Here is a 26,877-nt window from a genome sequence, read left to right on the forward strand (position 1 = left end):
TTAGTAGTGAAACTTTTTAGCTGTTTTTTAATTCTACTAGCCTTTGGGGTTGTCGCAGACACCCCCAATAAACCCTTTATTACTTTTAAAAATGATCTAGAATACATTAAGTTATACCCATCGGATCAAGCCGGTATTTATAGCAGCAATATTGGTTTAGATTTTTATTTAAATTACAAACTTATTGCTCAAATAGATAAACGCAAAGCACATAACATTAAGCGGATAGCTCCAAGCCAAACACTGGCGGAAAATGTACATAGTGCAACCGTTCTAATATCACCTACACCGGGACACTTTTTGTCTGTTTATAAACAGCTTAGGCAATTAAGCGGGGTGGTAAATGTTCAGCCCGATTTTGCAATTTTCCGCAGGCAAGCACAGACCGAAAAAACACCAAAAAATATATTGAAAGCGCAACATGTCAGGCAATTTCACAGCCACCAATGTGTTTCGTCGTATAGTCCTAGGAGAATTGCAATTATTGACGAGGGCATGAGTTTATCAGAGCCAGCGCTTTCAACGTTTAATGTGCTGCTTGAATATGATGCAGACCGCCAACAACTCTTATCAAAAACACAGGTCACAAACGGTCATGGCAGCATGGTTGCCAATGTCATAGCGAGCAACTTAAAGTCTCAAACAGTTGAACTGGGTGCCCCCGTAGCAGAGCTGGTGACTATTCAACAAGCTAGCACACTAAATTCTGCAATGATTTTAGCATTCAGTGTGTCTCAAAAAATGCAGGTAGACATCATTAATAGCAGTTGGACACTGCCTTTTGTTTCAGAACTACTGGCTAATGTGATCCGTGATGGCTTAACGGAGGGCGGTATTTCTTACATTATTGTATCGGCAGGCAACCATGCACAGGATGCTTGTGTGAGCAATAAGCTGTCGTTGATAAAAGGCGTAACAACAGTGGGTGCATTGTCTGTTGATGGAACAATTGCACCGTTTTCAAATTATGGCAGGTGTGTAGATGTGTATGCGCCAGGCGTATTTTCCAAAAAAGAACAAGGTTCAAATTTCACTATACATGGGACATCTTCGGCTGCAGCTTGGGTCACCGGAGAAGTGTCGCACCTGTTGGGGTGTGGCCTGACAACCAATGAAATTAAACTCAATAACAATTATTAAGCTCGTTTAATTTTTAAACAGAGACTGCGCGCTGTTAACTAAGGAGTAAAGGCATGCAAGGGTATCGTGAACAGGGTTACGGAAGTACAGGTGATGAGGCAGACCTTGTCAACATTGACTTTGCGAGTGAATATAGTGAGAACTTTCCTAAGATCTTACAAGCTTTAGGGGTTTCACTGGTTGTGTCTAGCTATCAATCACATGCTGTGATGCTACTTAGAAGCCGAGGAACGGCACTGAATTGCAGTGTAAAAAAGTTTGTCAGGCCAATGGGTGTCTGTGTCAGTGAAGATAGACTTTTAGTCAGTACCGTGAATCGAATTGTGAACTTCAAAGCAAGCAGTATGTCTCGAAAAAGTGTACTTAGCGGTGAAGTGGACAACATTGACACTTTGGCAAGCAAATTACGAGATGAGCAGCGTGATACCGATGCATTTAAAGCGCTTAGAACGGAGCAGATCAGTGCAATAAAGCAATGTGATGTTTTATTTACAGAGCGCTCTTCGTTAACGACGGGGACGCTCAATACCCACGATATCGCTTGGGGCGATGATGGATTATGGGTCGTTAACTCTAGCTTTTCTTGTCTTGCGACCCTTTCTTCAGAGTCCGGCTTTACACCCCGTTGGAAGCCGCACTTTATCAGCGAGTTAAAACCGCAAGACCGTTGTCATTTAAATGGTATGGCCATGTTAGATGGGCAACCTAAATATGTCACAACATTTAATACCCAAGATTACCAAGATTCATGGCGAACCGAGCTAAATGGCACGTTAATGGATGTAGAAAAAAATGAAATACTCATCAGCGGGCTATCAATGCCGCATTCACCAAGATGCCATGATGGGAAAGTCTACTTATGTAACTCTGGCGAAGGTGAAATACTGTGTTACGACCCAAAAACTTGCGAAAAATCAGTTTTGTGTACATTACCTGGCTTTACTCGTGGACTGACATTTTATGGCGATTTGATGTTGGTCGCGACCAGTCATGTGCGTGCGTCTACCGTGGTCAATGATATCCCTTTAACCAAAGCGCATACCCAAAAAGATACTGTCTGTGGCATATGGATTATCAATAAGCACAACGGTGAGATCCTATCCAAATTGCAGTTTAAAGGCGATGTAAGCCAACTTTACGATCTTTGCATTATTCCCAACTCTACGTTTCCTGAAATGATCAGCGGTGATGACGCGATTTCTGCGCATTTATATGAGTTTACGAAGGAGGAATTGAAATGAAAAAACTTGATATGACGACCTCTATATTAGGGGTGATGATCCCATCACTGGTTGCTGCAAATTCTTCTTCACATATTGCGGATAGTTACTTTTTGCCAAATCATGAAGTGCCGTCGCTCAGCTCCATTCAGGTGACAGATAGCATTCATTTTAACAACAAACAAGGTAACAAACAGAATGAGGTGTTTGGTATTGCTGAGCATAAAATGGCACAGTCCAGCAACCAAGATGATGCTACATCAGCCACGCTGTCTTTTTTGGCAGGGCAAGGCTTACTTGACAGCCAAGGGATGGGTTCGACTCAAGTTAATGGTGAAGTGAGTATTGCCAAAGAGCTTGCAGCATCTTGCCAAGTCTCTTTTGGTTGTACTACCGCCTATGGTAGCCAAGCTAGTTGTCAAGCCGCGCCTGGACCCGGTGTTTGGTTCCCAGATACTGATGATTGTACCGCAGCAGCGCCAGATCCTGACATTAACTTAAAAGGTAATGGTCAATCAATCACATCTGGCACGACGGCATTAAGTGCAAGCAATCATACCGATTTTGGTTCTCACCAAACGGGTGGCAGCAATTTTACTCGTACGTTTACCATCGAAAATGTGATTGCAGCTTCTACGCTAACGTTGAGTGGTTCTCCATTGGTGAGCATTTCTGCTTCCAGTGACTTTTCAATATCTAGCCAGCCTGGCGCTAGCTCTTTAAATGGCGTAACCAGCACGACATTTGTTGTTCAGCTAGACCCGACCACAGTTGGTTCACCAAATGCTACGGTGACCGTAACCAGTAATGATCCCAATGAAGGCACCTATACTTTTAAAGTTGGTGCAACAGTCACAGCAGCCAATACCGCACCTGTGGTAGATTTAGATACGGCTGCCGGTGGTAATAACAGGTCGTCCTCTTTCAATGAGGGTGGCGGGTCCGTTGGCATTACTAACAGTGCCAGCGTCACAGATGCTGAGTCAGATACCATTAAAACGATTACAGTATCTCTGACGAATGACCAAGATGGGGCCTCGGAAGGACTGAATGTCACAGGCGCGGCACAAAATGCTTTAAATGGGGTATCGGGCAAGTCAGATATCACCTTGCAAGATACCATTTCAATTACAGGGGCGACAGCGACACTCGCCCAAGTGCAGACGTTTTTAGATGCCATAACCTATAACAATACGTCGTCTACGCCTAATACAACGGCGAGAACAGTGACGGTCGTTGTCAATGATGGTACTGATAATAGCGTGTCACGCACCTCAACAGTGAGTGTCGCGAATGTTACTTCGACCACCTCATCGGGCGCATCGTTTAATACCACAAGCGGCGCTAACTTAAACCCCGCGATTTTATTCACCAGTGAAAATGAATCTTTGACCATAGCACAAACGGCACATGCGACGGGCTCAACTGCAGATGGCGGCGGTGGTACGGATACCTTGAATGTCTCTGATAGTGTAGATATCAGCGGACTGACGACACTGACAAACTTTGAAACCTTAGAGGCGGCAAATAACGGTAACTTGACCTTAAGTGAGACTCAGCATGAGTCATTTACCACCATAAATGGTGTGGGTACGAATCAGTTTACTGTCTCAAGCGCCAATGGCGATGCAGTTGTGACAGGGGATGCAGACATTGAAACCTATGTTTTAGGTGCTGCTATGACATTCACTTTGGGTAGTGCGTCGCAAAATGTCTCGGGCAGTAGCTCAAATGATGTCATTAATGTCGCAGCACTCACACCAACAGGCACACTTGATGCTGGTGGCGGGACAGGAGATACACTTCGTCTTTCAAGTGGCGCAAATATCGCGGGTGCAACTGTTTCAAATACAGAAGTATTGGAGTTGAACTCGGGGGCTTCGGTGACCATGACCGAAGCACAGCATGATAGCTTTGGCTCCATGACGGCAGCTGGCACAGACACAATTACTATCTCAGCAGCCACAGATGGGTTAACAGGCAATGCTGCAATAGAGTCATACGTTCTATCCGTCGGGAATACATTTACACTGGGCAGCGCAGGGCAAAACCTAACAGGGAGTGGTAACAACGATACTGTTAATGTGGGGACTCTGACCGCGACAGGTACATTAGCAGGCGGTAGTGGTACAGATACACTTAGTGTCGGAAATGGCGGCAGTATTGCTGGTGCAACAGTTTCGGGTTTTGAAAACCTCACTTTATCAAGTGGTGCATCGGCGACGTTCAGTGCTGCACAACTTTCTCAGTTTTCAGGCACTGTCACGGCTGCTGGCACAGAGACAATTTCGGTATCTGGTGATGGGAATGTGTCAACAGTTGCTGGCATTGAAAACTATACCATTGGGGATGACAGTACAAATACTCGTACGGTAACGGTCGCTGCTGCTGGTCACTCAGTGACTGCAACCAGTGCCACTGATGCAGTGACTTTTGATGTTGGGACATTAACATTTACAGGTACGCTCACAGGGGAAAATACGTCCGCAGATACATTGAGCTTATCCAATGGCGCAGACATTAGTGGCGCGACCATTTCAAATATAACTAACCTTGCCTTGGCAACTGGCGCGTCGGTAACTATGACCGCAGTGCAAAATGAGAACTTTAGTGGCTCAATCACCGCAGGTGGTACAGAAACCATCGTTATCTCCGGTGATGGCGATATAACAACGCTCTCAGGCATAGAAAATTACACAGTAGGGGATGACTCTACTAATACGCGTACAATAAATGTGGGCGCAACAACAAGTGTTACGGCAACATCGGTGACTGATGCAATTACTTTCAATATTGCAGGGCAAAGTTTTTCGGGTTCGTTAACAGGTCAAGCGACTGCTGCCGACATCGTGTCTGCCAGTGATGGTGCAAATACAGCAGGCGCAAGTTTTAGCAATGTGGGTACATTGTCATTGGCAAGTGGCGCAACAGTAACGATTGACGCTCAAAATGTCAGTGATTTTTCAACAGCAATAAATGGCGCTGCGGGTACTGAAACGTTAAATTTGGTTAGTGGTGGTACGTTTGACTTTAGTTCGACCAGTGTCACAAGTATTGAGACTATCTCACTAGGCTCCAATAGTGTCACTTCGGTGACCATTCCCGATAACTTTTCTTCAAATGGCGGGACAGTCACCGTCAGTAACTCATCAGGCTCAGCTATTAATGCTGGTGTCACCATTAATGCATCAGCATTAGCAGGTGATAGTTTGGTGATTTCCGCAACCGATTTAACGGGGAATGACACGCTGACAGGCGGTGATAGCGCCGATACGATAAGACCGGGTTCTGGTACAGATTCTATAACTGGTAATGGTGGTAATGATAACTTTGTTGGTAGTGCCAGTGATTTAAATGGGGATACCATCGCGGACCTTGCTGTGGGAGATATGATCACGGTGACGGGGGTCACTGGATTAACCACAAGTAACGTTAGGTTTAATGGCAATAGTACCTTACAAGTGGATACCGATGCGACAGACTTTGCAGCAGTTGAGATTGCGCTGACGCTTACAAATTCACCAGGCGCAAGTTTAGATTTCACAGTCGCCGATAGCGGTGCGAATACAGTGATCACCTTTATTGCTGCCAACGATGTGCCTGTGTTTAGCTCACTAAATGGATTGTCTACGTTTACAGAAAACGGTTCGGCGGTTGCCATTGATAGTGATGCGACTGTAGCTGATACAGAATTGGATGCCTTAAATGGGGGGACGGGTAACTACAATGGTGCGTCTTTAACCATTACGCGAAATGGTGGCGCTAATGCACAAGATGTGTTTGCAAACTTGAGTTTGCTTGGCACGTTAACTCAGGGGAATACGTTTACTTACAATGGCACCAGTGTTGGTACTGTGACGACAAACTCGGCTGGTACGCTTGTTCTGACATTTAATACCAGCGCAACATCGGCCATTGTTGATGGTGTGATCCAATCTATTTCCTATAGCAATACATCGGATGATCCGCCTTCAAGTGTAACACTAAATTACACATTTAATGATGGTACAGCGAACAGCACAGGCACAAACCAAGCGGTTGTAAATATTACAGCGCAGAATGATGCACCAACAGATATCGCATTATCTGCAACGAGTATCAATCAATCGGCAACAGGGGCAAGTACGAATGTGGGCACGCTGTCTACCACAGATCTCGACAGTGGCAATGTACATGCATATAGCCTAGTTAATAGTGGCAGCAGTGCCAGCGGTACGTGTACGAGTAATGCCGGAAATAGCAGTTTCCAAATTAGCAGTACGAATTTACAAACTCAGTCGGCATTAAGTGCCGGGGATTATATTGTCTGTGTTCAGACAAATGATGGCACCACAACATTTCAAGAGTCATTTACCATAACTGTTGTAGATAATGTCGCGCCAAATGCACCTTCCACACCAGATCTTGATGCAGGTTCAGACACCGGTGGTTCAAATACCGATAATGTCACATCAGATACTACGCCAACATTCAGTGGTACAGCTGAGTCTGGCAGTACGGTAAGGTTGTACAGCGACCAGTCTGGAAACACAGTGATTGGCAGTGGTACCGCAACAGGCGGTAATTGGCAGATCACCACAAGTGCATTATCAGCAACGACTCATGCCATTACAGCTAAGGCTACGGATGCTAGCAATAATGAAAGTAGCGCTTCTAGTGCTTTGAATGTGACTATAGATACATCAGCACCAAACGCGCCGAGCACGCCGGACCTGTCAGCCAGTAGTGATTCAGGTACGTCCAACACAGATAATATTACAAACGATGCAACGCCAACGATCACTGGCACAGGTACTACAGGTGACACCATTAACTTGTCATCCAATTTAGACGGTAATATCGGTAGTACAACTGTCTCGGGTGGTGCTTGGAGCATCACATCGTCTACGTTACAAGCGGGCAGTCATACTATTTCAGCGCAGTCTGTTGATAATGCAGGTAATACGGCGAACTCAGCGAGTAATTTATCGCTCACCTTAGACACGCAAGCCCCCAGTGGGCAAAGCGTTGCCTTGGGTGATACTTTATATTCCAACACCGAAAAAACCGCGGCTTCGTTTAGCTTTAGCAATGCCGAAGTAGGCGCAACCTACAGCTATACCATTTCGAGTAGCAATGGCGGCACGTCAGCAACGGGCAATGGCACGGTGACTTCTGCAAGCCAAACCATTTCAAATATAGATTTAAGTGCACTGAACGACGGGACACTCACGCTGTCAGTGACACTGACAGATACCGCAGGCAATGCGGCCACAGCGGTTACCGCAACCAGTGAGCTAGATACCAGCGCGCCAAGTGGCCACAGTGTGGCACTTAATGATACCAGCTATAACAGCACAGAAACGGGCAGTGCGAGCTTTAGCTTTAGCAGTGCAGAAGTGGGGGCGAGCTATACCTACACATTAAATAGCAGCAATGGTGGCACAGCGGTGACAGGCAACGGCAATATCACCAGCGCCTCACAAACGGTGAATATTGCTGATATCAACGGGTTAAATGATGGCACATTAACACTGTCAGTGACTGTCTCTGATGCGGCAGGTAACGCAGCCACTGCTGTAACTGATACAGCAAGTCTTGATAAAACCAAGCCGACGGTGACCACTTTTAGTGCCTCAGACACCAACCTTAAAGCGGGTGAAACGGCGACGATTTCCATTGTCTTGAGCGAAGCCAGTACGACCTTTATTTCTTCAGACATTACGGTATCAGGTGGGTCACTGAGCAACTTCAGTGCGACTTCAAGCACACAATATAGCGTGCTCTTTACGCCAACAGCGAATTCAGAGGCTAATGCTACCTTAGACATCGCGGCAGATACCTTTAGCGATGCGGCAGGCAATAACAACACCGCAGCAACGCAGTTGCCCATTACGGTGGACACCAAAGCGCCAACTGGCCACAGCGTATCACTGGGTGATACGTTATATTCCAACACCGAGAAAACCGCTGCCTCGTTCAGCTTTAGCAGTGCCGAAGTAGGCGCCACTTATAGTTACACCATTTCGAGCAGTAATGGCGGTACATCAGCAACGGGCAATGGCACGGTTACTTCTGCAAGCCAAACCATTTCAAATATAGATTTAAGTGCACTGAACGACGGCACCCTCACGCTGTCAGTGACACTGACAGATACCGCAGGCAATGCGGCCACAGCGGTTACCGCAACCAGTGAGCTAGATACCAGCGCGCCAAGTGGCCACAGTGTGGCACTTAATGATACCAGCTATAACAGCACAGAAACGGGCAGTGCGAGCTTTAGCTTTAGCAGTGCAGAAGTGGGGGCGAGCTATACCTACACATTAAATAGCAGCAATGGTGGCACAGCGGTGACAGGCAACGGCAATATCACCAGCGCCTCACAAACGGTGAATATTGCTGATATCAGCGGGTTAAATGATGGCACATTAACACTGTCAGTGACTGTCTCTGATGCGGCAGGTAACGCAGCCACTGCTGTAACTGATACAGCAAGTCTTGATAAAACCAAGCCGACGGTGACCACTTTTAGTGCCTCAGACACCAACCTTAAAGCGGGTGAAACATCCACGATTTCTATTGTCTTGAGTGAAGCCAGTACGACCTTTATTTCTTCAGACATTACGGTATCAGGTGGGTCACTGAGCAACTTCAGTGCGACTTCAAGCACACAATATAGCGTGCTCTTTACGCCAACAGCGAATTCAGAGGCTAATGCTACCTTAGACATCGCGGCAGATACCTTTAGCGATGCGGCAGGCAATAACAACACCGCAGCAACGCAGCTGCCCATTACGGTGGATACCAAAGCGCCAACTGGCCACAGCGTGTCACTGGGCGATACGTTATATTCCAACACCGAGAAAACCGCTGCCTCGTTCAGCTTTAGCAGTGCCGAAGTAGGCGCCACTTATAGTTACACCATTTCGAGCAGTAATGGCGGTACATCAGCAACGGGCAATGGCACGGTTACTTCTGCAAGCCAAACCATTTCTAACATAGATTTAAGTGCACTGAACGACGGGACACTCACGCTGTCAGTGACACTGACAGATACCGCAGGCAATGCGGCCACAGCCGTGACGGCCAATAGTACGCTAGACACAGCCGCACCAAGCGGTCACAGTGTGGCACTTAATGATACCAGCTATAACAGCACAGAAACGGGCAGTGCGAGCTTTAACTTTAGCAGTGCAGAAGTGGGGGCGAGCTATACCTACACATTAAATAGCAGCAATGGTGGCACAGCGGTGACAGGCAACGGCAATATCACCAGCGCCTCACAAACGGTGAATATTGCTGATATCAACGGGTTAAATGACGGCACATTGACGCTGTCAGTGACTGTCTCTGATGCGGCGGGCAATGCAGCAACTGCGGTGACAGACACTGCAACGCTTGATAAAACCAAGCCGACGGTAACCACTTTCAGTGCCTCAGACACTAACCTTAAAGTCGGTGAAACGGCGACGATTTCTATTGTCTTGAGTGAAGCCAGTACGACCTTTACTTCTTCAGACATTACGGTGTCAGGTGGTTCACTGAGTAACTTCAGTGCGACTTCAAGTACACAATATAGCGTGCTCTTTACACCAACAGCGAATTCAGAAGTTAATGCTACCTTAGACATCGCGGCAGATACCTTTAGCGATGCGGCAGGCAATAACAACACCGCAGCGACGCAGTTGCCCATTACGGTGGATACCAAAGCCCCAAGTGGTCACACTGTGGCATTCGGTGATACTTCATACTCTAGTACTGAAAAAACCGCAGCATCGTTTAGTTTTAGCAGTGCCGAAGTAGGCGCCACATACAGTTACACCATTTCAAGCAGCAATGGCGGCACATCAACAACGGGCAATGGCACGGTGACCTCTGCAAGCCAAACCATTTCTAACATTGATTTAAGTGCACTGAACGACGGCACGCTTACTTTGTCTGTGTCGCTCACTGATACCGCAGGCAACGCTGCAGCAGAGGTGACAGCAACCAGTGAGTTAGATACATCGAGCCCATCAGTAACAACATTCAGTGCATCAGACACGGCACTTAAGGTTGGTGAAACTGCGACAGTTACTATTGTGTTGAGTGAATCGAGTAATAACTTTACAGTAGATGATGTGAGCGTTACAGGGGGGAGTTTAAGCAACTTCACTGCTACTTCAGGAACACAGTATAGCGTGGTATTCACGCCGAGTGAAAATTCAGAAGCGGACGCAACGCTTGATATTCTTGCTGATAAGTTTACCGACAGCGCTGGCAATCCAAATACAGCGGCGCAGCAAATCACCTTAAGTATCGATACCAGTGCGCCGGCAGGGCAAGCCGTCAATATAGATCAAACACTTATTAATAGAGATAATGAGTCGGCTCTGAGCTTTAGTTTAACAGGTCTGGAGAGCTCTGGTACATTCACATACAGCATTTCAGATGCAAATAATGCTTCGGTGACTGGCAATGGCAACATTACTGCTGCTACCGCTCAAGTATCCGCGATCGATGTCAGTAATTTAGCTGAGGGTACTTTAACGTTAACGGTAACCGTGACAGATGCAGCTGGAAATAGTGCAAATCAGATTTCAGACACTGTTATTAAAAAGTATAATGTGGCACCGACTCTATCTGGCCAGCCTGCAACGTCGATTGCGCAAGACCAAGCGTATAGTTTTACACCCACTTTAGTTGACCCAGATGAGCAAGATACACACACCTACAGTATCACGAACCTGCCTAGCTGGTTGACGTTTAGTACGACGACAGGTGTGCTTTCTGGCACACCAGCTGATGCCAATGTAGGCGAGTACAATGGCATTGTGATTTCGGTGAATGATGGCACTGATTCAGCGTCATTGGCGAGCTTTAATATCGAAGTGACGAACGTTAACGATGCGCCAAATGGCACTGCATTTAATTTTGCGACTCAAGAGGCGGGCACGCTGAGCGTAACTACACAAGCAGGTTTACTCAGTACAGCAACAGATGATGATACTGATAATGGAGATACGCTAACGGCTGAGCAAGTTGCCGCCCCTGCATTTGGTCAGTTAACGCTCAATGCTGATGGTAGCTTTACCTACCAGCATGATGGTAGCGAAAACCATACTGACCAATTTACCTATCGTGTTAAAGATGCATCAAACGCGACATCTGATACCTATACGGTGACGATTAATGTCACGCCAGTTGCGGATGCGCCAACGGCGGTGAATGACGTGTTGACCGTGGTTGAAGATAACGCAGGTAACATCGATTTATTGGCTAACGATAGCGATCCTGAGCAAGATATGGTGGCCTCCTCTGCGACGGTTGTTACGGCACCTAGCAAAGGGAACGTGAGCCTATTAAATGGCGTTGCGACTTATACGCCAAATGCCAATGAAAATGGTGTAGATACCTTCACTTATACTGTCAAAGATGCGCAGCAAAACACCTCTAATACGGCGACGGTGACGGTGACCATTACCGCGGATAATGACCTCCCTGTAGCGAAAGAGTTAGTTATCAATACGTCTGAGGATACTCATTCAGATCCGCTGCAAGTTCGTGCGCAGACCACAGATATAGAGGACGGTATACCAACAGGAAACTTGGCAATATCAACTCAGCCTAGTAAAGGTAGTGTTGTTATTGACCAACAGCAGGGCACTTTTGTTTATCAACCATCAGCTAACCAAACGGGCGCAGATAGCTTTGCTTACACGGTAGCGGATAGCATAGGTGCAGTATCAGCACCGATGACAATTACTGTGAATATTGGCGCGGTAAATGACAAACCCGTGGCTACTGCTGACAGTGTCACAACAGATGAAGATGTAAGTACCCAATTGTCGATTTTATCAAACGACAGTGATGTTGAAGATCAAGGGTTCAATGGGGCAAATATCACACTTGAGGACCAAGGGAGTGGCGCGGGTAGCTATGAAAAAGCCATGGTGACTATCCAAGCAGATGGTCAGCTGAACATTGCACCGGTTTCAAATCAAAATGGCACCTTCACGTTTAATTATACCTTGACTGATAGTGAAGGATTAACCTCTGATCCAGCCCAAGTAACTGTTACTTTAACCCCAATGAATGACGCGCCAGTGGCCGTTGATAACACTGCGAGTTTGCAAGAAGAAGGCTCATTTGAAGTGAACGTCTTGGGCAATGATACGGACGTAGATGAAAATGACAGCTTTAATCTAGCCAGTGTAACTGTGGTTGACCAGCCTCAATTTGGTCAGGCGGTTGTCAATGCACAAGGCGGGATTGTGTATACCCCGAACGAGCATTACTTTGGCGATGATACCTTTACGTACACAGTACAAGATGCTGCGGGAGCCACTTCTAATAAAGCCACGGTGACAATGACGGTGACACCTGTGAACGATGCACCGATTGCACAAGCTCAAAACCTAAATGTAAATGAAGATGGCAGTTTACTTGTGACGCTCAGCGCGACTGATCAGGAAAATGATACGCTGAGCTACCGCGTTGTCACAGGTGTATCTAACGGGACATTAGTGCAGCAATCAGACACGGCTTGGTTATATACACCGACATTAAATTTCAATGGAGTAGACACCTTCTCGTTCGTAGCAAATGATGGTACTGATGACTCTGCGGCTGCAACTGTATCTTTGACCGTCAACGCGGTGAATGACCAACCTACGGTCACAGGGCAAGCTGTAAGCGTTGATGAAGAGACGCAGGTAAATATCACTCTAAGTGCAGAAGATATAGATAACGATAATCTCACTTACCTGCTTGTTGGTGAGCCAAGCAATGGTAGTCATTCACTTAATGGCAATGTGCTAAGCTATACAGGTAACTTAGATTACTTTGGAGCGGATAGCTTTACCTTTAAAGTCAACGATGGTCTGGTAGACTCTGAGTTAGCGACGGTAAATATCACAGTCAATAATATCAATGATGCGCCAACGATTACAGGTAGCCCGAGCAGTCAAGTTAATGAAGACAGTGCATACAGTTTTGTGCCTACCGCTGAAGATAAAGATGGCGACAATTTAACATTCGCTATTGAAAACTTACCGAGTTGGATGTCCTTCGATAGCACGACTGGTTCGATATCAGGCACGCCTGTCAATGCAAATGTTGGCGTGTATACAGGCATTGTGATCAGTGTTTCAGATGGTACAGAAACGGTCGCACTTACTGCGTTTAATATCACTGTTGTTAATACCAATGATACACCAACGATAAGCGGCGTACCTGCAACTTCTATCGATGAAGACAGTGCGTATAGCTTTACGCCAAGCGCAACGGATATTGATGGAGATACCTTAACCTTTAGTATTCAAAATGCACCAGCTTGGGTTGAATTTAATAGTGCCACAGGGGAGCTGACTGGCACACCACTTGACGCCAATGTTGGTACTGACACCAACATTATTGTCTCTGTCAGTGATGGTCAGATAAGCGCGTCTTTAGCGGCGTTTGATATTGTTGTTAATAATACCAATGATGCCCCGACAGCAAATGCACCAAGCTACAGCATCAGCGAGGGAGCAACACTTACTGTAAGCAGTGTTGAAGGCTTACTGAGTGGCAACTTTGCCCTTGACGATGATTTAGATAGTAATGATGTATTGTCGATTGTGGATCTCACTCAGCCAACATTTGGCACGTTAAATGTGAATGGAGGTGGTAGCTTCTCTTATGCGCATAACGACAGTGAAACGCAAAGTGACAGTTTTACCTATCGACTACAGGACAGCTTTGGTGCTCAGTCTGCAGTTGTAACGGCATCGATTGCAATTACGCCTGTATCCGACGCTCCTGTTGCCGTTGATGACAATGCGCAAACCAACGAAGATACGCCGGTTACGGTAAATCTATTGAGCAATGACACGGATCCTGAAGGAGATATTGTGGCCTCTTCAGCGGTTGTTGTTGATCAACCGACCATTGGTTTTGTATTAATTGAAAACGGGGTAGCGACCTATACACCTAATCAAGATGTAAATGGCGCAGATCTATTTACGTATATTATATCAGACCAAGATTCTAATAATTCAGAAAAAGCCTCTGTGTCTATCACTATCACGGCGATAAATGATGCACCACAAGCTGAAAATATCACGGTGAATATCGATGAAGATGCTGAGCAAACCAGCATCAATGTCAGGGCCTTTGCAACGGATATTGAAGATGGTATCCCAACAGGTGATATTGAGATCACTACGGCGCCGCAAAAGGGGCAAGCCACAGTTAATAATAGCGAAGGGACAATAGCGTACACACCATTTGAGGACGATGAAGGCGCAGATAGCCTGAGCTACAGGGTTGCCGACAGCAATGGGGCGGTTTCTGAATTAGCCACTGTGTCAATAAATATCGGTGAAGTAAATGATGCGCCAATCGCGGCGGATGATAGTGTAACAACGCAAGAAGACATACAAGTCACGCTGAATGTTTTATCAAATGACACCGACGTGGAAGACGAAGGCTTTAACGGCGCGAATATTACTTTACAAAATAATGGGGTGTTTGATTTTGCAACGGTGGCTATATTAGCTGATGGTCAATTACAAATAACGCCTGCACAAGACCAAAATGGTCAGTTCAGCTTCACCTATACACTTAATGATAGTGAAGGACTAAGTTCCTTACCTGCCACGGTTAGACTTACTGTTGAGGCTGTGAATGATGCGCCAGTCGCCATTGACGATATTGCCGCCCTTGAAGAGGAGGGGGCATTTGCGGTGAATGTGCTTGGGAATGATACAGACGTGGATGGCAACAATGAAATAGACCCATCGACTGTCTCAGTGGTTGCAACCCCTGCTAAAGGGCAAGTCAGTATTGATGGGCTTGGTCGAATTGTATACACCGCCAATACCAATGAAGTGGGTAATGATACTTTTACTTACACAGTAAAAGATACTTCAGGCCTAGAGTCTAATGTCGCAACAGTGACAATGACCATAGATAATGTCAACGATGCGCCAGATGCTCAAGATGATGCCTATTCAGAAGAAACTTTTGATGAAGCTACAGGCACATATCGGCTAGCTGTATTAAACAATGATAGTGATGTGGATGCTGGGGATTCACTGTCACTTCTAAGTGCACAAGCGTCAGTGGGCAGTGTTACTGTTGAGGGTAATGTGCTGGTTTATACGCCTGAAGATACGTTCAATGGTGTGGTGATAATTGATTATGTCATTAAGGATGAAGCTGGCGAAATTAGCCGAGCAGTTGCTGAGCTAACTGTGGTTAGGAATGACTCTCAAGGCATACCGCCCTCAATTAACGTCCCGGCTGATATTAATGTCAATGCGACTGCTTTATTCACTAAAGTTGAACTTGGAAATGCCACTGCCACAGACAGTAATGGCAATGTCATAGGTGTATCACTTGTGGACAATAATGTGTTGTTTCCCCCCGGACGGCACTTGGCAACTTGGCAAGCTCAAGATAGTAACGGGTTAAGTACTTTTGCAACCCAAAATGTATTTGTTAACCCACTCATTTCTTTGTCAAAAGATACGCAGTTGTCCGAAGGACAAAACTTTACGTTAGGTGTATTTTTAAATGGCGAAGCGGCGCAATATCCTGTGCAAATACCGTATACCGTATCAGGAACCGCGAATAGTGCAGATCATACCCTCTCGAGTGGTACGGTTACGATAAACTCTGGCATAGAAGGAGAGATCCCGTTTAGCGTTTTTGAAGATGGATTGAGCGAGGGTAATGAAACGATTGTTGTGACACTGGATGAGTCACTGAATCGAGGAGCTAAATTTACTACGCAGATCACCATTGTAGAACAAAATGTCGCACCTGAAATTATTTTGAATGCTTCACAAAATAACGAGTTACGCACAACGGTTACGGCAAATGAACAATTGGTGACAATTACTGCACAAATTAGCGATCCCAATATTGGCGATACTGTACAGTTACAATGGAGTACATTGGATGCTGGATTGCAAAATATCAGCACAGTGGAAAGCGAGTTTGTATTTTCGCCGCAATTATTGGCGACAGGTATTTATGGCATTTCTATCACAGCGACCGATGATGGTGAACCTAACTTATCTAGTACAGCTCAGATTTATTTAGAAGTAGTCCCTGAGCTTGCTGTTTTAACCGCGCAAGATACGGATGGCGACCTCATTCCAGACAATGAAGAGGGACATAGTGACTCTGATAATGACGGTATACCTGATTATCAAGATGCGATCACTGATTGTAATGTGATGCAAGAGCAGGTACTTGAATCGTCTCAGTTTTTGATTGAAGGTGAACCCGGTGTATGTATTAGAAAAGGTGTAACAATTGCGCAAAACAGTACTGGTGGTGTTCAACTGTTACCTGAAGAGCTACAACAGGATGACACGGCGACAAATATAGGTGGGCTGTTTGACTTTATTGCGTTTGGGCTACCTCAAGCGGGTGACAGCTATAGTATTGTTATTCCACAGAGAAACCCGATACCACTTAATGCAGTATATCGGAAATTAAAAGGTGATCAGTGGGTTGACTTTGTAATCGATGCGCAAAATAAAATTTATTCATCGCTTGGTGAACCTGGCTATTGTGCCCCTCCTGGCAGTAATGTTTGGGTAGAAGGCCTCAGTGAAGGGGACTGGTGCGTAAAACTTCAGATCGTGGATGGCGGACCAAACGATGATGATGGCATAGCAAACGGTAGCATCATCGATCCTGGCGGTGTTGCTGTGATAAATAATGGCAATACGCTACCAGTGGCGAGCGCCGATGAGAAAATAGTCGGGTCTGGACAGTCGATTCTGATAGATGTTCTTGCCAATGATTCTGATGCTGATGGAGATGCATTAACGATTACAGGTGCTTCAGTTGATTTTGGCTCAGTAGTCATTGAAGACAACAAGTTACTTTACACACCACCTGAAACATTTGTTGGCTTAGCAACGATTCAGTACAGTATTACTGATGGGCAAGGCGGTACAGCAAGCAGTGCTGTCACGGTTAATTTGACGGTGAATTCAGCCCCTACTACGACGCTGGATCTCGCTTCTACAACAGACCAAGCATCAATTATATTAAATGTATTAGAGAATGATTTTGATGCTGATGGGGATACATTCTCTGTGATTGAAGCCGTGGCACAAAACGGTTCTGTGAAAATAAATTCAGATGGCACTATTTCATATACACCTAAATCTGGATTTGAAGGGGTTGATATCGTTACATATACCGTTGTAGATAATAAAGGGGCGATTTCAAAAGGGATAGCGCAAGTTACCGTTACAGCATATAAAGCGGTCGCTATCGAAAATACATCATCAGGCGGCCTGGGAGGGGGGCTTATTTTGATACTTTCGGCATTGTTAATACGCAGACGTAAATCGGTTCTACCAAGCTTTGCATTGGTCTCTTTGAGTTGCCTCTTATCATCTTCTGCTTATGCGGATGGTTGGGCTCTAAAAGGCACTATTGGGCAAGCTCACGCTGCTGAGCGGGTAGATAATAACTCTGGATTGCAAGTAAAAAATATTGATAACAGTAGCGAGTCATGGTCAGTCGGGAGTTACTATGAACTGCTTCCAAATTGGCATATTGGCGTGGGATATGTTGATTTAGGGCAAGGACGGGTTGATTTCGTAGGAGAGAGCTTGTCGCCTTCTGAATCACATTTAGCGGTTTCTCGAATTGCACCTGTACTTCCAGAAGGTTTTACATTGCAAGTCAATTATGACCTGTTTACATGGCAAAAGTTAACGGCTGAAGTTTTCGTTGGCGTATTTGACTGGGAATATAAAGTTTCGAGCACTAGAGATGAGCGCTTTTTGCAAACTTATGAAGCAGCAGAAACAAATGCGATGATGGGAGCCGAGCTAGGGTATCAGCTCAGTGAACGCATAGAATTAGGAGTCCAGTACCGGTATTTTGATATCAGTGAGAATAGTATAAATGAGGTTTCAATGCTGATGGCTGTGAAGTTTTAGAATCCATTAGGCGATGCAAGAGCTGTCTAATGGACAGCCCTTGCATATTAAGCAGCTTAAATTGAGTTTTTAAAGGGGCTAGTGATATATCCTGAAGTTTAATGTAACTACGAATTTGCCTTATGAGCTATGTTGTATTCGATAAGAACATGCCATTTTGAGGTATTCGTTACTCGCCCTCGTTTACTATAACTTTAACCGCTGCTACCTCCCTAGGATTATAGCGTTCCGCTGCATAGGCATGATTGATGCCCATGCGCGATATTATGTCTACACTTTGCTGGTTTGAGTTTGTAAAGTGTCTATTCTTTAACGGTTTTTTGTTTTTCAGTATTATGCAAAGCAGCTGTTTTTTGTACTATTCAAACTGTTACTGTGTGATTACTTAACTCCATCTCTTTTGCTAATTAAAGATCAGGGTAATAGACTTACCCCTTGCTGAAGTTCCAATTTATTTCCGTAAGCTATTTGGTTGTGATCCTGTTTAATTGATAAGAAGCACTCTATACACATTACTATCAAATGTTCGCTCTATCTTAAGTAATTACCTACTATCATTTCAAAATAATTAAATCTTTTTTATTTGTTCAGTGATCCTTATACATGTTCTATTAGTTTTTTGGTCATATATGTATAAATTCATATTTTTTAGTTGTCATATATTTATTGAGGTTGGATGTTGATGGGTTTTTTAATCTGTTTTCAAAATTGGATGGGAGATAAATATATTTATAATGGTGTTGAGGAGTTAGGAATATTCCATGTTGATTTTTTGTATGATTGGCCGATGTTATTTTTCTTAACTCTATGTGTGTGCTTTTAATTTATAGATATAGTTATTTTAACAGGTTGGGATATTAATTTAATTTTAAATTTATGGGTTTGTGTTGCTTTTAATTTAGTTAAAGTGTATAAAGTCGCTGTTTTTAAGTGGTCTGATGTTTAAAGGGAATTAATGTACCGCAACGCAAGTTTTAACATGGATGAAAGTGCCTCAAATTCAAGCTTATATATCTTTAAGTTGTTACTTTTTGTATTTTCATGTGTTATATCTGTTATAAGTTTTGAAGATTTTTATTATCGATATAACGCCCCGAAATGGGCTGTTTTTGACTTATTCTGTATTCTTCTATTTATTTTCTCAATTTATTTCTCACCCCGAGTGAGAGTCAACTTTATAAGTACAATAATTGGTTTGTTGACTTTATATATGCTCATGACTTTACTTTGGTCTCCAAACAAGTTTGAAGGTGTGCTTTTTGTTTTTAGATTTTTGGCATTTGCTTTGTCAATATTTATAGTGGTTTCAATAGTCCCTAAGTGTAAATTAGTCGAGATACTTACAGATAGTGTGTTTTATAGTTCGATTATATTTTGTGCTGTCATAATTTATGAAAGGTATTGGTTAGCTCTTCCTTATACCAGCCAAAGCTTCTCTCCGATTGGCTTTGTGAATTACCTTGGTCATGTGTTAAATATTTGGATACCAGTGCTTGTTTTATCTATTTATAATAGGCGAAACTCAACAGTATTCTTATTGTTAGGTCTAGCTAGCCTGTTGGTACTGATGAATTTGCTAGTTGAGTCACTAATTCGTGGAACAATTTTAGGACTGTTAGTCGCTGAGATAATAGTTCTATTTGCTGTATTGTTAAAAACCAAAAAGTTTCAATTTAAGTACTTATCAATACTAGTTGCTTTTTCATGTACTTTGGTGACATTTAATTTAATAGAGAATTCTGGGTTATCTACGTTACGGGGGGAAATCACTTCAATACAGGAAATGGATACAGGAAGGGAAACCATTTTTTCAAATACTATAGATATGGTCAAAGATAACCCTCTTGGTGTAGGTGTAAATAACTTTGAGTATATCCATCAAAAATATGCACGAGCGGGAACGCCTGATGCGTCACCTTATATATCTAACATGAAGGTATTACGAACTCCTTATAATATTGTATTAAAGTTCTATTCAGAGTTAGGTTTTTTAGGTGGGAGCTTGTTTTTAATTTTATTTAGCATGGTTGTTATTAGAGCATTTTTAAATTTTTTGAAAGGTGGATTTGTTGATGCTTGGATTTTCATAGCCGTTTTTGCTCTATGTTTTCACGCGATGTTTAGTTCAGTATTCCTCACGCCGGTAAGTTTGTTTTTTTCAATTCCACTATTTGCGGTCGTTTTTTCGAGGGAAAGTTTAAATGGAATTCAACCAATGAACATGAGATGGATATGGATTATTGTTCCTTTTGTTTTTTTATTGGCCTGTTTGTCTATTGCAAAAATTACATCGGCTAATTTAACTGCTAAGGGATATCGAATGGGGAATACAGAATTAGTTGAAAAGTCACTCGAGTTAAACCCATACGATTATTTTACTTCATTAAGGCTGTATAGCTTATACCTCATAAAAGAAGGAAACAAAGAACAAGCGTTACAGAGCCTAGAGAGAGCAATTAATTTGTATCCATATAATATCTATATGTTAATTAAAGCGGGAGATGTTGCTTCACAGTTAGGTTTAAATGATAAAGCTGAAGAGTATAAAAAGCGCGCATTAGATATTTATCCAAATTATTATCAAGCTAAATTAATCAATAAGGGGGCATAAAGCGAAGTCAGTTTACACAACTTTTACACCCTTACAAATGAAGTCAGTTCATTGATGAACGTTATTTTTATAAAGGAAAAAAAGAATGAAAAGCTCACATTATCTTACCTTGACGCTGCTTGCTTGCATCAGCATATCTGGTTGTGGCGGTAGCGACAACCAAGCATCAAATGGTTCGGGGAACACTTCCGTAACTAAACCAAACCCAAACCCAAACCCTAATCCAAAGCCAGAGCCGGGCAAAAAAGTAGCAGATCATAGTGTTAAAAAATCCAAACTAGGTGGTAGCCGAATTCAGGCAACAAGTTCTGGTGCTCATGATTTAGCTGCAACAGTCTCAATTGTTACTAACAAAGCTAGCTCAGAAAACTATAGCTTATCCAACGCTGCAACAAATTAATTAAAGAATAAATAAAGGGAATATATGTTTACTAAAAATGCTATAGCAGCAGCGCTTGCTGCTGTGAGTGCAATGTCTGCGCCTGTTATTGCTGCTCAGCTTAACCATCAAGGAACATTAACAAATTCAAACACTCAGGAAGCAGTGAATGGCACCGTTTCTATGACATTTAGACTTTACTCTCAAGACCAAGTCGTTTGGGAATCAACACAAAATGTTGAAGTTGTTGACGGGACTTACTCTATCAGACTGGGTGAGAATAACCCAATCGATGCATCTGTTTTTAAGAATAAAGACCTAGAGCTTGGTATTACTGTCGGTGATGATACCGAAATGTCGCCTCGCCTGAACATAGATACCGCGCCAAGTGCTTACTATGCTGATGTAGCAAGTAAAGTTGAAGGCGAAGTAGATGCTACGACAGTCTCTGTTGGTGGAAACGTTGTTATCGATGAAAATGGCCGATGGTTGGGTGATACAACAGGGCTTCGTGGTAAAGATGGCCTAAATGGTATTGACGGTCAAGATGGTCAACCTGGTGCCCAAGGTGAAAAAGGTGAGACAGGGGCTCAGGGCGAAAAAGGTGATACGGGCGCTCAAGGTGAAAAAGGTGATACGGGCGCTCAAGGTGAAAAAGGTGAAGCGGGTGCCCAAGGTGAAAAAGGTGAAACAGGTGCTAAGGGTGAAAAAGGAGATAAAGGCCTTCAACTTAGGGGTCAATGGAGTGATATTGAGGCCTATGCTTTAGATGATGTTGTTTCGTTCGAGGGAAGTCTTTATATCGCTGTAGCAGCTATAAATACGCCAGAACAACCACAAATAAACCTTGACCCAGTATCATCGTCAGATGTTTGGCTTTTACTCGTTGCTAAAGGTGACCAAGGCCTTCAAGGTGAGAAAGGTGATAAGGGTGATAAGGGCGACGCCGGTGCACAAGGTATCCAAGGTGAAAAAGGTGATCAAGGCCTTCAAGGTGAGAAAGGTGATAAGGGAGATAAAGGCGACGCTGGTGTACAAGGTATCCAAGGTGAAAAAGGAGACCAAGGTCTTCAAGGCGAAAAAGGTGATAAGGGAGATAAGGGCGACGCTGGTGCACAAGGTATTCAAGGTGAAAAAGGTGATCAAGGCCTTCAAGGTGAGAAAGGCGATAAGGGAGATAAGGGCGACGCTGGTGCGCAAGGTGTCCAAGGTGAGAAAGGTGACCAAGGCCTTCCAGGCCTAAAAGGTGAGAAAGGTGATACTGGGTCGCAAGGTATTCAAGGTCTTCAAGGTCTTCAAGGTCTTCAAGGTATTCAGGGGGAAAAAGGCGACCAAGGTATTCAAGGTGTTCCAGGTATTCAGGGCGAAAAAGGTGACAAAGGTGACAAAGGTGATAAAGGCGACCGTGGTCTTGTCATTAAAGGCAATTGGAGTGCAACAGCTGCATATGATGTAGATGACATTGTTGTACATGAAAATAATGCTTATGTTGCGCGAATAGCTGTACTTGCGGTTGCTCAGGGGGGGGAGTCAAATTTACCACCGTCGAATACCAATAATAGCTGGTTACTGTTGTTTAATGGCGTGGGCTCAGGTTTGGCTGGTAAAGATGGCTTAGATGGCGCTCAGGGAGAGCCTGGTATTCAAGGTCTGCCTGGTGACAAAGGCGACAAAGGCGACAAAGGCGACAAAGGCGACAAAGGCGACAAAGGCGACAAAGGCGACAAAGGTGAGCAAGGTATTCAAGGCCCCGCAGGTGCACAAGGTATCCCAGGTGAAAAAGGTGACCAAGGTCTGCAAGGTTTGAAAGGTGAAAAAGGTGACCCTGGAGCCCAAGGTATTCAAGGTATTCAAGGTGAAAAAGGTGACCAAGGCCTGCAAGGTTTGAAAGGTGAAAAAGGTGACCCAGGAGCCCAAGGTATTCAAGGTATCCCAGGTGAAAAAGGTGACCAAGGCCTGCAAGGCTTGAAAGGTGAAAAAGGTGACCCTGGAGCCCAAGGTATTCAAGGTATTCCAGGTGAAAAAGGTGAAAAAGGTGAAAAAGGCCTGCAAGGTTTGAAAGGTGAAAAAGGTGATCAAGGCCTGCAAGGCTTAAAAGGTGAAAAAGGTGATCGCGGTTTAAATATCAAAGGAAACTGGAATGCTTTAGAGGCTTATGTCAGTGATGATGTAGTCGTCCATGAAAACAATGCGTATGTTGCTAGAATAGCCATAGCAGCAGTTGCGGAGGGGAATGAGCCAAACTTACCGCCTTCAAATACAAATGATAGCTGGTTATTGTTATTTAATGGTGTTGGTTCTGGCTTAGCTGGTAAAGATGGTTTAGACGGTGAAAAAGGTGAGCCAGGAGCGAAAGGTGAACCTGGAGAGCCAGGTGTGAAAGGTGAACCTGGAGAGCCAGGAGCGAAAGGTGAGCCTGGAGAGCCTGGAGAGCCAGGAGCGAAAGGTGAGCCCGGCTTAAATGGTAAGGATGGTGTTAACGGTAAGGATGGTGTCAAAGGTGAACCCGGCGAAAATGGTTTACCCGGAGAGAAGGGTGACAAAGGTTTACAAGTTGTAGGTTCTTGGTCTTCTCTATCGGCTTATGCTGTTGATGATGTTGTGACTTTTGAAGGCAGCGCGTATATAGCAAAAGTTGCGATCTCAACGAGTGAACAAGCCAACCTTTCACCGAAAGAAGCTACTACACAGTGGGCGTTATTTGTATCTAAAGGTAACACTGGTATCACTTTTATTACGGAAGGCTATAACCTGGTTACTGAATTTAACGCTGGCGATGTAATTAGCTATATGGGTAGTGCTTATATTGCAACACAAAGTACAGTTGGTGTACCTCCTACAGATTCGCAAGGGAATCAGCAGCAGCCTTGGCAGCTACTAGCAAAAGGTACAAATTATGATGAGTCACAATTTGCATTGAAAGCCGAACTACCTGATATGACAGTATATGTGACCAAGGCGGAGTTTAATTCAGGTTTAGCGTCAAAAGCAGATACCATAACGATAACTGGTATGTTTGAAACAAAAGTTGATAAGACTGTTTTTGATACGGCATTAAACAAAAAAGCGGATATAACAGCCTTAGACTCGAAATTAGCATTAAAAGCAGATCAAACGTCAGTTGATACAGCGCTGGCAGGTAAAGCTGACCAAGTTGTTATGAATACGGCGTTGGCTGGTAAAGCGGATAAAACAGCTATGGACACAGCATTAGCCGGTAAAGCAGACCAAGCAGCTATGAATACGGCGTTGGCTGGTAAAGCGGATAAAACAGCTATGGACACAGCATTAGCCAGTAAAGTAGATCAAACAGCTATGAATACGGCGTTGGCTGGTAAAGCTGATAAAACAGCTATGGACACAGCATTAGCCGGTAAAGTAGATCAAACAGCTATGAATACGGCGTTGGCTGGTAAAGCGGATAAAACAGCTATGGACACAGCGCTGGCCAGTAAAGCAGACCAAGCAGCTATGAATACGGCGTTATCTGGTAAAGCGGATAAAACAGCTATGGACACAGCATTAGCCAGTAAAGTAGACCAAGTAGCTATGAATACGGCGTTGGCTGGTAAAGCGGATAAGTCAGCTATGGATACCGCGCTGGCCAGTAAAGCAGACCAAGCAGCTGTGAATAAGGCGTTGGCTGACAAAGCGGATAAGTCAGCTATGGACACAGCATTAGCCAATAAAGCAGACCAAGCAGCTGTGAATACGGCGTTGGCTGATAAAGCTGATAAAACAGCCATGGACACAGCATTAGCCAGTAAAGCAGACCAAGCAGCTGTGAATACGGTGTTGGCTGACAAAGCGGATAAGTCAGCTATGGACACAGCGCTGGCCAGTAAAGCAGACCAAGCAGCTGTGAATACGGCGTTGGCTGACAAAGCGGATAAGTCAGCCATGGATACAGCGCTGGCCAGTAAAGCAGACCAAGTAGCTATGAATACGGCGTTGGCTGACAAAGCGGATAAGTCAGCTATGGACACAGCGCTGGCAAGCAAAGCAGACCAAGTAGCTATGAACACAGCGTTGGCTGGTAAAGCTGATAAGACAACCATTGACACAGCTCTCAACTTAAAAGCCAGTAAAACTGAGCTAGAGACTGCGACAACAAATGTAGTGCGATTTGATCCCGCGAAACTAGTATGGTCCTCAGACCACGCGTACAAGGTGGGTGAGGTAGCTAGATTCCCATTAACGGGTGATATGTATGTTGCTTTAAAAGACATTAATGCAAGTCAAGGCATTATCCCAACAGTACACGCTGAATATTGGGCAGTATTTGTTAATGGGCAGCAAGACAGCCAGAGTAAGGTGGTCTTCGCTACTAAACAGGCTTTTAACGCTAACCTAGGTGGTCTTGCTGGCGCAGATCTTAAATGTCAGGTTGCAGCAAATGAGAGTAATGTTCTTCCAGCTGGAACCTATAAGGCATTAATCAATGTATCCTCAAATAACGCAACCAGTGTTATGCCGAGTCATTATTCGTATTATACGGTTGATGGGAGTATAGTGGCGGAGCGTTTATTTGGTCCATTCAGCAGTCTCACGACCTTAAAGTCACCAATTAATTTGGATCAAAATGGTGATAAGGTGAGTGGTTATGCATGGACAAATATGTCTTATGAAGGCAGTTTTAATCATTGGAGCGCGTGCGCTGGCTTCAAAACATCATCAACGTATGGTGACTCATATTCGTTTGTAGGAGCAAAGGTCGGTTCGATTGATGTTGTTAGCGGGTCTTGGAGAAGCCACACCAACTTACAATGTTCTCAGCAAGCTAGATTATACTGTGTACAACAATAGGGTGCTAAAATTGAAAGCTTATTTCTGTAAATAAGCTTTTAGATCTTTGAAAGTGGGAAGGCATCGAGTGTTTACATCACATAAGTACCTGTGCTTTCCTATTTTTTTATTTAGGTTTGTTGTAGTAGCCTTAAAGGGTTCTTCTAAATAGTTTAATGTCACTCTTTTATTGTTTTAACTTTTCAAGCTGTTTGCATCTACTGTATTGGCAAAGTAATTTACACTGCACTATTTATGTTTGTGATAGTCTGGAACATATTTGATTTTCTGACACTGCTTGCATTGCAAATAAAAGGTCATGGAAATTGGTGTTTGTATAACATATAGCTTGTAGCTATGAGGGGCGGTAAGGCACTTGTTATGCCTATAGTTTTTTCGCTACTCTACGCGCGTCCTAAAGCCGATTCAGTATAGAACGTGACTTAGCAAAGACATTGTCTTGTTTATTTCAAATAATAAATGCAGAACTCTTCAGTAGTGTATAGATAATGCTAATTTATCGCGTTAGGGGGCTTTCAGCCATTTTGTCTATGTATATAAGCTCAAAATTGAGTGATGTTGAATTACTATTTGTGAGGTATTTACAATATTAAAGCGGCCACTTAATCGATAATGTGTCAACCGTATCGGTTATCTATAATATTGGAGCGCTTAACATGGTTATTAACTCAACTCAGTATTTATACTGTATATAACCAAGGTGTTCATTGTCTCGTGTGGCGAAAGTACGTTAATGAAGACCTTGGTTTATGTTTTGCACCGAGTGCGAAGACTTTTCTTCAATTTTTCATGTTTCTCGTGCTG

At 44.0% G+C, this 26,877-nt stretch carries 6 protein-coding genes; all 6 read left to right on the forward strand.

Translation table 11 applies throughout. The features are described from left to right. Positions 1-6 precede the first annotated feature (6 nt). The 6 genes from S4054249_RS25465 (at position 7) to S4054249_RS25490 (ending at position 26,073) form a co-directional block, all read left to right on the forward strand. Positions 7-1,140 (forward strand): S8 family peptidase, encoded by a 1,134-nt coding sequence (locus S4054249_RS25465; protein ID WP_046357139.1) that lies wholly within the window; start codon positions 7-9, stop codon positions 1,138-1,140. Positions 1,141-1,193: 53 nt separating this feature from the next. Next, positions 1,194-2,381 (forward strand): TIGR03032 family protein, encoded by a 1,188-nt coding sequence (locus S4054249_RS25470; protein ID WP_052961049.1) that lies wholly within the window; start codon positions 1,194-1,196, stop codon positions 2,379-2,381. Next, positions 2,378-18,277 (forward strand): tandem-95 repeat protein, encoded by a 15,900-nt coding sequence (locus S4054249_RS25475; protein WP_069949140.1) that lies wholly within the window; start codon positions 2,378-2,380, stop codon positions 18,275-18,277. Before S4054249_RS25470 ends, S4054249_RS25475 begins: the two co-directional genes overlap by 4 nt. A gap of 1,216 nt (positions 18,278-19,493) precedes the next feature. Continuing rightward, positions 19,494-20,888: a DUF5957 family protein gene (locus S4054249_RS25480; RefSeq protein WP_235611278.1), complete on the forward strand. Its 1,395-nt coding sequence runs from the start codon at positions 19,494-19,496 to the stop codon at positions 20,886-20,888. Between the two features lie 85 nt (positions 20,889-20,973). Continuing rightward, positions 20,974-21,288 carry a hypothetical protein gene (locus tag S4054249_RS25485; protein ID WP_046358659.1) on the forward strand — a complete coding sequence of 105 codons (315 nt, stop codon included), beginning with the start codon at positions 20,974-20,976 and terminating at the stop codon, positions 21,286-21,288. A 24-nt stretch (positions 21,289-21,312) separates the two neighbouring features. Next, positions 21,313-26,073: a hypothetical protein gene (locus tag S4054249_RS25490; protein ID WP_063881461.1), complete on the forward strand. Its 4,761-nt coding sequence runs from the start codon at positions 21,313-21,315 to the stop codon at positions 26,071-26,073. Positions 26,074-26,877 lie beyond the last annotated feature (804 nt).

Origin of the sequence: Pseudoalteromonas luteoviolacea (assembly GCF_001750165.1) — a bacterium.
Classification (GTDB): domain Bacteria; phylum Pseudomonadota; class Gammaproteobacteria; order Enterobacterales; family Alteromonadaceae; genus Pseudoalteromonas; species Pseudoalteromonas luteoviolacea_G.

Excerpts from the sequence above, each read along its gene's own strand:
- S4054249_RS25470 (WP_052961049.1), top strand. The coding sequence starts at position 1,194 with ATGCAAGGGTATCGTGAACAGGGTTACGGAAGTACAGGTGATGAGGCA.
- S4054249_RS25475 (WP_069949140.1), top strand. The coding sequence starts at position 2,378 with ATGAAAAAACTTGATATGACGACCTCTATATTAGGGGTGATGATCCCA.
- S4054249_RS25480 (WP_235611278.1), top strand. The coding sequence starts at position 19,494 with ATGACTTTACTTTGGTCTCCAAACAAGTTTGAAGGTGTGCTTTTTGTT.
- S4054249_RS25485 (WP_046358659.1), top strand. The coding sequence starts at position 20,974 with ATGAAAAGCTCACATTATCTTACCTTGACGCTGCTTGCTTGCATCAGC.
- S4054249_RS25490 (WP_063881461.1), top strand. The coding sequence starts at position 21,313 with ATGTTTACTAAAAATGCTATAGCAGCAGCGCTTGCTGCTGTGAGTGCA.